General features: G+C 59.0%; 13 protein-coding genes. 4 read left to right on the plus strand and 9 right to left on the minus strand.

Features of this window, described 5'->3' with window-relative positions; genetic code table 11:
- Positions 1-189 precede the first annotated feature (189 nt).
- The 9 genes from VL130_RS13210 to VL130_RS13250 form a co-directional block, all read right to left on the minus strand.
- Positions 190-1,338, minus strand: a complete 1,149-nt coding sequence (locus VL130_RS13210) for an efflux RND transporter periplasmic adaptor subunit (RefSeq protein WP_325363384.1) — start codon at positions 1,336-1,338, stop codon at positions 190-192.
- 3 nt (positions 1,339-1,341) lie between these two features.
- A complete protein-coding gene (locus VL130_RS13215) occupies positions 1,342-3,663 on the minus strand; it encodes an ABC transporter permease (protein ID WP_325363385.1) in 2,322 nt (773 codons plus the stop codon).
- 44 nt (positions 3,664-3,707) lie between these two features.
- Positions 3,708-4,412, minus strand: coding sequence for an ABC transporter ATP-binding protein (locus VL130_RS13220; RefSeq protein WP_325363386.1), 705 nt, complete (start codon positions 4,410-4,412; stop codon positions 3,708-3,710).
- 93 nt (positions 4,413-4,505) lie between these two features.
- Positions 4,506-4,982: a GNAT family N-acetyltransferase gene (locus VL130_RS13225; RefSeq protein ID WP_325363387.1), complete on the minus strand. Its 477-nt coding sequence runs from the start codon at positions 4,980-4,982 to the stop codon at positions 4,506-4,508.
- A 59-nt stretch (positions 4,983-5,041) separates the two neighbouring features.
- A complete protein-coding gene (locus tag VL130_RS13230) occupies positions 5,042-5,950 on the minus strand; it encodes a universal stress protein (protein WP_325363388.1) in 909 nt (302 codons plus the stop codon).
- Positions 5,951-5,968: 18 nt separating this feature from the next.
- Positions 5,969-6,631 (minus strand): helix-turn-helix domain-containing protein, encoded by a 663-nt coding sequence (locus tag VL130_RS13235; protein WP_325363389.1) that lies wholly within the window; start codon positions 6,629-6,631, stop codon positions 5,969-5,971.
- Between the two features lie 105 nt (positions 6,632-6,736).
- Positions 6,737-7,072, minus strand: a complete 336-nt coding sequence (locus VL130_RS13240) for a hypothetical protein (protein ID WP_325363390.1) — start codon at positions 7,070-7,072, stop codon at positions 6,737-6,739.
- 43 nt (positions 7,073-7,115) lie between these two features.
- Positions 7,116-7,286, minus strand: coding sequence for a LuxR C-terminal-related transcriptional regulator (locus tag VL130_RS13245; RefSeq protein ID WP_325363391.1), 171 nt, complete (start codon positions 7,284-7,286; stop codon positions 7,116-7,118).
- 32 nt (positions 7,287-7,318) lie between these two features.
- Positions 7,319-7,747, minus strand: a complete 429-nt coding sequence (locus VL130_RS13250; RefSeq protein WP_325363392.1) for a response regulator transcription factor — start codon at positions 7,745-7,747, stop codon at positions 7,319-7,321.
- Positions 7,748-8,377: 630 nt separating this feature from the next.
- On the opposite strand from VL130_RS13250, the gene VL130_RS13255 reads away from it, so the two are divergent.
- The 4 genes from VL130_RS13255 to VL130_RS13270 all read left to right on the plus strand — a co-directional run bounded on the left by VL130_RS13255 (position 8,378) and on the right by VL130_RS13270 (position 12,058).
- Entirely contained in the window at positions 8,378-8,779 is a 402-nt protein-coding gene (locus tag VL130_RS13255) for a c-type cytochrome (protein WP_325363393.1), read from the plus strand.
- Between the two features lie 203 nt (positions 8,780-8,982).
- Positions 8,983-9,657: a phosphoribosyltransferase gene (locus VL130_RS13260; RefSeq protein ID WP_325363394.1), complete on the plus strand. Its 675-nt coding sequence runs from the start codon at positions 8,983-8,985 to the stop codon at positions 9,655-9,657.
- Positions 9,658-9,902: 245 nt separating this feature from the next.
- The gene (locus VL130_RS13265; RefSeq protein ID WP_325363395.1) at positions 9,903-10,769 is read left to right on the plus strand and encodes a universal stress protein; all 867 of its coding nucleotides are present in this window, start codon (positions 9,903-9,905) and stop codon (positions 10,767-10,769) included.
- The gene (locus tag VL130_RS13270) at positions 10,766-12,058 is read left to right on the plus strand and encodes an MgtC/SapB family protein (protein ID WP_325363396.1); all 1,293 of its coding nucleotides are present in this window, start codon (positions 10,766-10,768) and stop codon (positions 12,056-12,058) included. The genes VL130_RS13265 and VL130_RS13270 overlap by 4 nt, the downstream gene beginning before the upstream one ends.
- Positions 12,059-12,087 lie beyond the last annotated feature (29 nt).

Genomic DNA, 12,087 nt, shown 5'->3' on the forward strand with positions numbered 1-12,087 from the left:
GGCAGGCACAGACGACCTCGAACGAAGACTATCCCTTTCTCAACCGAAAGATTTGACCTTCGTCAATCCAGCCACTGTAGCAACCAAATTGCCAGGTCGTGACCCACCGAGGGATGAAAACGGGCCGCAGAAATGGATGACGGAGCCCGGTCGCCCGGTCGAAAGGCGAGTGCCTGAATGCGGGCAATCTTATTTCGGTTGCACCTTGTCGCCGGACCTGAGCGTATCGCCAGGGAAAAGAACAAGACGATCCCCGGCGGAAAGCCCGGATATAACGGCCCGAAACCGGTCGCCGCCATCGCCGATTTGGACTGGCCTCAAAACCGCACGACCCTTCTCGACCCTGAAGACCGACCAAGCCTCGCCATTGCGGACAAGACAATCGACGGGCACACGCATAGCACCCTCTTGCCGGGAAATGACGACGCGCAGATCCACGCGAAATCCATGGCCGAGCGAAGGCGCCGAATCCGGGTGGATCAACTGCGCGATGACATTGACACGCTGCTCCTCCACACCGAGCGCGGACACCTTGGTGTGTGCGTAGGGTTCTATTCGGCTGATCCGCGCAGGGATGGGCGTGTTTCCGCCCCATCCTTCAACGAAGGCATTGTTGCCAACCTTCATCAACACCGCGTCCTGCGACAGGAATTCGCTGACAATTTCGACTTCGGCGGGGTCGCCTATGCTCAACAGCGGAGAGCCTGCGGGCAGGACCGTCTCGCTTTGCTGGTAAAGCTGCAAGACCTGGCCCGCGACCGGGCTTTTCACTGTGGTGATGACGCCGGTCTCACCGCCGGGCGTCCCCGCGGCCACCTGGGCCTGTTTCAACTGAGCCAGGCGGGCCAGCCGCGTCGCCTGGGCCGCATCGAGCACGGCCGTGGCATTGTCCAGGGCGGCCTGACTGGCATAGCCGCGATCAAACAAGGTCTGAGTTCGAAGCCGATCCCGGCGGGCCAGCGCCAGATCGGCATCGGCCGAGCGCAGGCCGGCGGCGGCCGCCATGATGCCGGCTTGTGTTTCCGCTGAGAGCCGCGCGTCGAGCAGCGCAGGGGAGGCTGGAGACAGCAGAGCCACGGTCTGACCACGCACGACGGCATCGCCCGGTTCGACGGCAATGCGCTGCAACTCCCCTGCGACCGGCGCCGCGACAACGAACACATTGTGGATGCGCGTACGTCCTTCATCAATGATGTCATGCTGGACGACGCCCCGATCGACGATCGCGGTTTCGACGGCCTTGGATCTGGGCCACATCATCCACAAGAAGGCTGCCAGGAGCACGATGCCCGCGCCCAACCAAAGGAGATGGCTTAAATTTGGTTTTGGCAATTTCATCTTTTAATCTCTCGCTTTCAGGACGCCCACCATGTCCAGGTGATCGACGGACGCGCGCACGATCAGGGCCGCCGCCAAAACGCAGGTCAGCGTAAAGCCAATGGCGAAAGCGTAGCCCGTCGGATTGAAGACATAGGGAAAGGCAAAATTTTCGGTGCTGAACAGATGGGTCATCCAGATCGCCATGGCGGTGCCGAAGGGGATGGCCAAGGGAATACTCAGGAGGGACAGAATGGCGATCTCGCCAATCAAGACATAAGAGACCTCAAGACGGGTGAAGCCCAGCACACGCAATGTGGCGAGATCGCGCTGCTGTTCTGCCAGGGTCACACGTGCGGCGGAAAACGCGACACCGCCCGCCATGATAGCGGCAAAGCCCGAATAGATGGCCGTCATCAACCCCATATGTTCGTTGAAGTTCTTGCGCATGGACCGCTCGGCGAGGGAAACGAAACTTGCCCCCATCAGGCTTGGGGTGCCCTTTAAGCGCTGTGTGAACGCCTGGTAGCCAGCCGGGTCGAGGTGCACATAGGCGCCGCTGATCCGACCCGGTTCGCGCATTAACCTGGAAAGCGCACCCAGTTCCATATAGCCGGATGAACCGATCATCGGATCGACAATCCCTGCGACCCGCACACGCGCACGAATGCGCCGGCCCTGGGTCTGCTCTACAGTGATCTCATCACCGGGTAAGGCAACAAGCTTGCGAGCCAGGGAACGCGACAGGAGCACGCCGTCAGCCGGTGGAGATATAACCGACAGGTCACGCCCGATGAGGCGGTTAAGAGTGGCGTTCGGGCTCATACCGATCAGGGCTTCCTGGACGCGTCGCTGATCCTTGCTGAAAGCGACACCATCGATACGGAAGGGCTCGGCCCTGATGACGCCAGGCAAATGCGCGATGTCATGAAGTGTACCGACTTCGTGCGTCTCGCCAAAGGTGAGCGTCACGTTTTGCCGGTTGGCAAGCCCGAAATGCACGTCGAGCATATAGGTCATCTCGGCGGGGAAGGATTGTGTGACAATGAGAATGGACATGGCGAGGCCAATCCCGATGGATGTTGTCACCGCACGCCTGGGAAAGCGGGTTATACGCCGCAGAATGATGCGGGTCTTGGCGTCCAGACCCTCCGTCACGCCGTGGAGCGATCTGGTGCCATGGTCGAAATTGGCGGGCTGCGGGGGCGCCAGAGCTTCGGCCGGAGCCAGGCGGGCGGCCCGGTTGACGGCGCTCCACGCACCGAGCCCGGCGGCCGCGAAGCTGGCCGCAGCCGCCAGCGCCAGTGTGGATAACGAGGTCGAAAACTGGAGGTTCGGAAAATGGTAGAACTGGCTATATTGACCGGCGACAAAGCGGCCATAACCCGTGCCTGCCGCTATGCCCACGGCCAAGCCGAGCGCGCCGAATATGAGCGCGCTTTCAGCGTAATGCCAGGCAATCGCCAGATCGCTGTAACCGAAAGCTTTGAGCAGGCCGATATTGGAGCGCTCTGTGGCGATGACACGTCCCATCGAGACATTGACGAGGAAGGCCGCAACGATCAGAAAAAACGCCGGAATAAAACTGGCAAGCACGCCAAGCTGATTTAGCTCTTCGCTCAGATACCGGTCCGACATCATGCGATCGCGACCTTGCGTGCCGGAGGCGCCATAGGCGCGCAGAGCCGCGTCGATGGCCACCTTCGCTTTGCGTGCGTCTGCGCCGGGCGCCAGGCGGATAACGGCGTCATTGAAGGCGCCACGCATATCATAGGCTTCGCCCAATGCGTCACGTCCCATCCAGATCACCGCAAAGCGCTCAGGTTGCGGAAACATTTCGCCGGGGGCAGCGACGAACACGAATTCCGGCGAGTTGGCTACGCCGGCAATGACCAGCCTCTGACGGTGGCCATGAACAATAGCGTCCAGTGTGTCGCCAGGCTTCAGTCCGACGGCCTTGGCAAAGGCTTCGTTGACCAGTGCGTCCTGGGGACGCGACGCATCGGGCCAACGGCCAGAAACGAGCGCCAGATCATTGACCTTTGGCCGCCCTTGCCGGGGAAGGGAAACCAGGTGTGCGGCAACCGGTTCCAAGACGTGCGGCAGATCGAGCAGGGCATAACCCGATATCCGCGTTTCGACGGCAGACACCCCCGGCGCGTCCTCGATGCCGGTCGCCAGCCTGTCCGGCGCGCGGACCAGAGAAACGGCCAGGTCGGCCATATGCTTCTCTGCGTAATAATGGACGCGCGTGGTCTCAAGGGAGCGCCCCATCCCCACCGCCATGATGAGGACGGACAGGCCACAGCCAAGGACGAGGACAATGCCCGCGGCATGCATCCGCATCCGCCAAATGTCCCTCACCAATTTTGCGTCGAGCGGTCTCATCTTCACCACACGAGCTCAGACGGTTTGGCAGGGCTTGCGTTCGTCTCGATAGTGCGGATATGACCGTCGGCGAACTTGACGATGCGCGATCCCATGCGGGCGATATCGGCATTATGAGTGACGACGAGGGTGGTAGATTTATAAAGCCGATTGATCTCGCTGAGCGCGTCAAGCACCTGCACCCCGGTTGTCAGGTCAAGGGCCCCGGTCGGTTCGTCGCACAACAGGATGGCCGGACGTTTCGCAATGGCCCGCGCCACGGCGACGCGCTGCTGCTCACCGCCGGACAATTGGGCCGGAAAATGATCCATGCGCCCCGTTAGTCCGACCAGGGCCAGCGCATCGGCCGCAGAGAGCGGATTGTCGGCGATTTCGCGCACCAGATCGACGTTCTCGCGCGCGGTGAGGCTGGGGATCAGGTTGTAGAACTGAAAAATGAAACCGACATGCTTTCGGCGATAGGCCGTTAGTGCGCGATCGTTCATCGCTGTCAAGGTTTGGCCCTGAAACGTCACCTCGCCACTGGTCGCATGATCAAGTCCGCCCAAAATATTGAGGAGCGTGGACTTGCCGGAGCCCGATGGGCCGACCAGCATGATGAGTTCACCGGCCTGAATATCGAAAGTCACATCACTCAATGCCCGGACGGCGGTTGTCCCGCTTCCATAGAGCTTGGTCAGGCCTTTAATGGAAAAAGAAATGGGCATGGGCGCTCCAGAACAAACAGCCCTGTACATATCCCGCCAAACCGGTGTCGCGGTTTGCGCCTGATCAAACGTCAGAGATTTTTTTGAAAGATGTTACAGCAGGGCAAGCATATGCAGGCGGACTTGATCTCCGGGACCGGCTGTCTTGCAGCCGGTATAGAGAAAGCCGCATTGTATCAAAATGCACGCTGCGGCCTCATCGCCGCCCATGTGCGAGGCAAGGACTGGACGAGAAAACCCCTCATTTCGCAGCTGAGTGATAACGGCCCTTGCCAGTTTCGATCCCAGGCCGCGCCAGCGAAATTTGGGCTGAATATATAGTCGTAAGGCTGGACTAAGTCGTGCCAAGGTGGCGTCGAATTCAGCCGGGGCATATTCCAGACTGGCATACCCAACATGGTCATGGCCGCAATAGGCGTCCCACAGGACATACGCGCCTGCATTCCGCGTTTCCGCCTGATCCAAACGGAGTTTCAGGACGAGATCGCTCCCTGTCTGCGAAATAGCTGTATTGCAGGACGCGTGGCGGTCTGGTCCGGTCGTTGGGCGTTCCAAAACTTGCATACTCATATCTCAATTCCTCTAAGCAATCACCCAGGGACTGGGCTTTGCCTTGCACAGCCTGCCGCCTAATGAGTCAAAAGAACGGGCAGAGCCGCATGTTTCAAGACGTAATGGCTCGTGCCGCCAAGCAGGATTTCCGAGAGGCGATTATGGCCAAAGGCACCGAGCACAAGCAGATCGACCTTCAGGTCGGTGGCAGCATCGAGGAGGCATCGGGCGACCGAACCCTGCGTATCTTCGAGCTCAACGGGTATCGGGACAATCCCGTAAGGTTGAAGCCATACAACAGGGTCTATCCACGGCGTTTTCGTAGAATAGCCTGTCTCATTCACGGTGAGGAGATAGAAGCTCTTCACACCAAACATTAAGGGGAGTGCGTTCTTCAACGCGCGTGAGGCTTGGCGGCTGCCATCCCAGGCGATGGCAATACTGTTGAAATCGCCCCGCCGTCTGGGCGATTCAAACGGCGTGCCGGGGACAAGAATAACCCCTTTGCCCGTGTCCAACAAGGCGGGCAGGACGCGGCTGTCATTATTGAAACCGCTGGCTTCTTCGCGCCGGGCCACGATGATGTCCGACAGCCGGCCATAATGGTCGACGAGGCGCCCGGCGTATCCCTCCTCGACATCAAAAACGACGCGGGGTCCGGCGGTGATCGCGGCGTGATGTTCGTCTCGGCACAAGGTTATCTTGCAGGATGCCGCGTACTGTTGAACAGACTTACGGGCGGTGGCTATGAGGCTGTCTTCGTCTTTTATCAAACTATCTATCAGGCCTTCGCTCACGAAGCCCCCGACATAGGCGCTCGCGCCAAACGGATCGATAATCTGCATCGGTGGTGTGGAGATATGCAGAACGCGCAAAACAGCGCCAAAGCGGCACGCCAATCCGAAGGCCATATTGAGCGCAGCCAGTTCGGAGCTTTCACCCTGAAACAGGCAAAGAATGGAAGAAACGGTCGGCAATTTGGTCATTTCGGCCTCCTGCGCGATTTACGCGGTCATATTTTCCAATGCATCCCAACGCAGGACATCGAGATGACGCGCTGAGTCCAGGCGAATGATGCCAGCGACCTTCAGTTTGGTGAGTACGCGAGACACCGTTTCGATCGTGAGGCCGAGATAATCCGCCACATCGGCGCGGGACATCGGCAAGTCGATGATATTGCTGTCTCGCGAGTCCTGGCGGTCGGCCAGCTCTATCAGGAAGGCGGCAACGCGCCCGGCTGCGTCGTTACGGCCAACGTTCATCAAATGATCGTGCGCGCGATCCAGTGAGCTCAAAGCGAGCTTGAGCAGTTCATGCGATAATTCGGCTTCGCTGCCAGGACGCAAAACCCGCAGGCCCACGAGGTTGACGGCGTCCGCGAAAAAGTGCCGCTGCGCGCCCGACTCGAAACCGAAAATTTCGCCGGGAGTCTGGAAGGCGCATATCTGGCGACGGCCATCAGCCAGCAACCGGTAAATACGGACGACGCCGAAGGCGACCTGGTATAGCGCACCGGACTTGTCGCCCTCGGCGTATATCTCCCTTCCAGGGGAAAAAGTCACCACGGGACCGGTCAGGAGATGATCGAGCCGGTGACCTGTATCGGCGGAAATCGCCGCGCGGCGCTGGAGGGCAACTGAAGCGTGGGCGGGGGCTGCATCAAACATGAACGTCACTCCGTTAACCAATGTTAAGACATTAATGCCCGGAAATATCGATGCTCGGTATTCGGTTTTCTATCTACGGGATTCTACTTAGACAATGGATTCGCCTCAAAGGAGCGTATTGAGCGTATCGATAAGTTCGCGTTCGAGGAGCGGTTTGTGAACGACAACAGCACCCGGGACGAGCGGCAAAATACGTTCCCGTCTGGCCAGAATTACAATCTTCCCTGTCAGACCGGACAGCGTTTCGTCGCCCGGATATTTGTCGGCGAAGGCGCCATGATCGATCACGACAAGATCGGTATGAGCCAGGTTGCCTTGAGGTGGCCAAACGGTATCGGTTTTCACCGAAAACCCCTCTGCGGACAATATAAAGGCGAGAGAATGCCTCAGGTCAGCGTCAGGTGCGACAACGAGCACGGAAGGCGAATCAAGTGTTTTCATGTCAGTAGCATATCCGGCCCTGGCCAATTGCATTTGATGCTGATCAATCGGACTCCGGATTCGACCGGTTCAGGTCGACCGACAGCGTCATGCGAACCAGTTCAGGTAAGCTCCTGGCGTTCATCTTGCTTATAATATTGGCGCGGTGCACTTCGACCGTTCGCGGACTGATTTCAAGTTCGCAGGCAGTCGTCTTGTTTGGCATTCCGGCCACGAGGGAGCTCAATATCTCACGTTCCCTGGCTGTTAGCTGATTGAGGCGCTGGTATGTCTCCGCTGCGTGGCGCTTACGACAGCGTGGGAAGTCGCTGTGGCGCAAGCGCGGTTGATCGCCTCGATGATCAGATTGTCGGCAAACGGCTTTTCGATAAAGTCGGAAGCGCCAGCCTTCATCGCGGCCACGGCCATTGGCACATCACCATGGCCGGTTATGACGATGGCAGGGATATGCCACCGGCGTTCGGCCAGGGCCTCGATCAGTTCGACGCCATTCATTTCGGGCATGCGCAAATCCGTGACCAGGCACGCGCTATCCGGCTCGGAAAGGGCTGAGAGAAAAGCCGGTCCTCCGTCGTGGACTCGTACGGCGAAGCCGGCTGACATCAGCAAGAAGGCCAGAGATCTCCGGATTGGGGCTTCGTCATCGACAATGTGAATAACGCGATCGGTTGTCATTTCCGTTCCTCGCTATTGAGACTGTCATCCGCTTTGGGCAAGGTGAAACGAAACGTAGCCCCGCCGCTGGCATTGCCGCTGACGGTGATCCTACCGTCGTGACCACCGCCAGGGCATAGCTTGGCCAGCCCGCATATTTGCCGGCGGGAACACCGTCATAAAAATGCGCCTTGCGACGCCGGAGCAGGTCAAAAACGTCTTTCACGCCGAATACCCCTTGGAATCTACTTAAAGTGATAGGTACTCGCCTTTGTGGCGAATTTCAATTAGGCATGGTTAATCGAGACAAGTCAACGTGGGGCATTGCAACAGGCAGCCGGTGTCGTTATTCCGCACGACCTGAACGGGAAGGGGGATAGTGTTGCCTTTCCTGCCTGCTGCGGACAACATCAGTTCACGACCGGGGCCTTAGTGGTCTTGCCCAGTCGCGTTTTGCTTGACGCCACAGAATATCCCGCCGCGTTTTGAAGCTTCACGGGGCAATCTTGGGAGGTGCGATGATGGGCGGCATGACGAGATACGTTTTGGTGAGGACAAGTCGATAAGGATTGATCGCAATCAATGTCAGAAGGAGGGATCTTGCCTATTGTCTGACATCGAGCGCATTGTGTTCAACAGAGGTGAATGAAGATGAACCGTCTCAAGGCCCTGATTTTAGCAGGCGTGTTTGTTGCCGGTCCAGGATGGGCAGGTCCTCGAATGAAGACCGAACGCTTAACCCTCGGTGCCGAAGTCTATGCGAGGAATTGCACCGTGTGCCATGACAATAGCCGTTACATGGTCAATGATCTTGGGCCGCCTCTCTTCGGCGTGGGGGGGCGTCGCATCGGATCTGTTCCCGGTCGCACCTACTCGTCAGCGCTTCAAGCCAGTTATGCGCGTGGCGACACCTGGACCGATGCGGCGCTCGATCGGATGTTGGAGGATCCCGGGCGCGCCCACCCAGGAACGCCCATGTGGATTGGTATCGAGGACAAAAAGGAACGACAGGCGCTCATTGCCTACCTTAAAAGCCGGACAGACGATCGATAAAAAACGCCTCACCGGGCGGCATGACTTTTGTCAATTATCGACCACAGACATTCAATAGGGCCTCGCGGGGTCGAAATCAGGCGTTCAACGAACTGACATTCAATCGGGCAAAAGGGTTAAAGCGATCACATTTGATCGCGATCAAGGCTGGAATGCCGAAAAACCGATAAACGGCGAGGTGAAAGCTTCAGGGAGAATGTCTCATGTATTTCCGGGACCGAAGAGATGCCGGTCGCCAACTGGCAAAACCGCTTGAAGGATTCCGCGATCGGCGTGACGTTATTGTTATGGCCTTGCCGCGGGGAGGGGTTCCGGTAGCGTTTGAGGTTGCGAAAATTCTGCATCTGCAACTCGATTTGATGCTGGTGCGCAAGCTTGGTGTCCCGGGGCACGAGGAACTGGCCATGGGGGCCATCGCAGATGGCGGTGTCAAGGTGCTCATTGATGCAATTACACGATTCATCCCAGAGGCAGACATCTCAACAATAGTGAGCAGGGAACTGGCAGAACTTGAACGTCGTGGCCGGACTTACCGTCAGGGACGATCAATGCCAGTACTGAAGAATCGAACGGTAATCCTGATTGACGACGGATGCGCGACAGGAGCCACGATGGGCGCCGCCATCCAGGCCGCCCGTAAACTGGGTGCGGCGCGCATAACCGCTGCCATTCCAGTGGCATCCCAAACCGCCCATGCGCTGCTGAAGAACTTGGCAGACGAGGTGATTTGCCTCGATGTACCTGAGCCGTTCCGTAGCGTCGGCATGTTCTATGTTCATTTTGGGCAGACCGAGGATGCTGAAGTCGTGGACTTGCTCGCTCAAGCTTGGGTGTGGGATGAGACAACGCATGTCGCCCCGACGCCGCAAAGGCCTTGATTGGTAATGATCAATTACGCCGGGCGCCTTGTATGACGCAGTGCGCGAAATCGTTCCTGGCCATTGATTAGCGCGGTCTTGAAATTGTTCGCTCGAGGTTAAACCTGCCCAGGACGGGCGATTTGGCCTCTTTTGTCCGCCAGGCTCCGGTTCCAGGTTCAGGCGAACAAAGAGTGCGGCTTTGATCCAGGTCAATGCACCACCGGCCGTGGTGTCTACTGTCTACTCATAAAGGATGTAAAGTCATGACCGTCAAATCCATTCTGTGCGTCTACGCCGGCGAGAGTTATGAAGCCGCCGCCCTAAAAACGGCGTGTCTTGCCGCCAAGAGATTTCAGGCCGAATTGCAAATAGTCCACCCGATGGTACCGATCGTGGTCTATCCGGATCTTTATGGCGTAGACTTGGCGGCCATGGAGCGGGATGGGCTGGCCAGGGCGGACAGGGCTGAACTGGAGGCGGCGGAAACGGCGGCACAATCCGGCTTGCCTTTCGTCCGCCAAACAGACGCTGACAGCGGCCATGACGCGCCCCGCGTCTTATTCGCAACCACCGTAGGCATTGCCAGCACTGTTGTCTCGGCTTTCGGGCGCACCAGCGATCTGATTATCCTTGGTTGTGACGCGCCTCAGACGTCCTATGACATGGCCCCAATTCTGTCCGCGCTTCTGGATACCTCCGTGCCCACCCTGGTCGTACCGAGCGGTTCCGAGCCAGTGAGCGACCTGGCTACACCTGGCCAGGTGTTAGCCATCGCCTGGGATGGAAGCGCCGCCGCCGGGCGCGCGCTCAGGGCGATGGAATTCCTGATCGCGGCGGGGCAGAATGTCCAGGTGATCTCCATCTTGCCGAAGGAGGAGCGCCACTTCGTCGCGCCCGTGGAAAAAGCCGCGCACTGGATCGCCTTACACGACGGCGTAGCCCACATTGAGCGCGCCGGCCCCTTTGCGATGAGTGATGGCGAGGCCATTCTCACCTATGCCCAACGGTTGAACAGCCAACTTCTGGTCATGGGGGCCTATGGTCATGCGCATTGGAAGGAGATGCTGGTAGGCGGCGCCACCGATCATGTCCTGAAGAACAGCCGTATTCCGCTGCTTCTTTGTCATTGATATCTTCCATTGGCAGTCTGCAAGCGATCGGCTCGTATCAGGGCATAATCCTTGCCTTGGGGCTGGGGCTGCTTGTCGGGATCGAACGCGGCTGGTCGCGGCGCATGGAACCGGATGGCGGGCGTGTCGCCGGTATTCGCACCTTCGGCCTTCTGGGCCTGGCAGGCGGCATTGTCGGCCAGACTAACGCCGTAGCGTCTGGAGTCTCTCTTGTCATCGCAGGCGCCTGCGCCGCTATCATGGTGGCTGGCTATGTACGCAGTTCACAGTCAAGGAAGGATGTGAGCGCGACGACGGCGATTGTGGGCATCATTACGATAGGCACGGGAGTCATGGCCGCGTCCGATCATGAAGGGCTGGCCTGCATCGTGGCGGCCGTGACCACGCTGGTGCTGGCATCGCGAACTCAGCTTCATGCCTGGCTCGACACATTGACCGAAGCAGAAGTTCAGGCTCTGGCGCGGTTCGCCCTGATTGCACTGGCCATACTCCCGGTCCTGCCCGATGAGGCGATGGGCCCGATGCTTGCCTGGAATCCGCGCCGTATATGGTCGATCGTAGTACTGGTTTGCGGGTTTTCGTTTGCCGGCCATATTGCGGTGCGGCGCTTTGGCGCCTCCCGTGGCATTGTCCTGTCAGCCGTCGCTGGCGCAATGGTGTCCTCAACAGCGGTGACCGCAAGCCTGGCAAAGCGTCTTCGGGAGGAAGGGGCGGCGGTCAACGCTCTGGTGGCGGGTATCGTGGCCGCGACAGCCGTCAGTTACGTCCGTCTGTTGCTCCTGACCGCCGTTTTGTTACCGTCTGCGTTCGCACATGTCTGCCTGTTCATTGCACCGACCGCCCTGATCTCGACAGGCTGGAGCGCCGGGCTGCTGTGGCGGAACCGGGCCGCCGCGCCGCAATCCTCCGTTGCCGCGCCGCCCGGTAATCCCTTCGAGCTGATGCCAGCCGTCGTCCTGGCGGCGCTGATTGCGGCTCTGTCTCTGGCGGCGCGGTGGATGCAGGAAGTGTCTGGCCCGTCGGGCTTGAGCGCCGTCCTGGTCCTCGGCGGCATGGCCGATGCCGATTCCCCGGTCATTACCCTGAGCGGTTTGCCGCCCGGTTTCGTGACGCCGCAGGTCGCGGGACTGATTGTGTCCGCCGCCGCGATGTTGAATACCGCTGTCAAGGTGGGGCTGGTGTTAGGCTTGGGAGGCGTGCGTTCCGGCTGGCGTGCAGCGGCGCCTCTGTGCGCGTGCATTGCCAACGCATGTCTACTGGGCGTCTTGAGCTGGATCGCTCGCATATGAAATAAATCTGTATTCTCAGCTCAGGCCAC

The organism is Asticcacaulis sp., from assembly GCF_035497195.1.
In the GTDB taxonomy this organism is placed as follows: Bacteria; Pseudomonadota; Alphaproteobacteria; order Caulobacterales; family Caulobacteraceae; genus Asticcacaulis.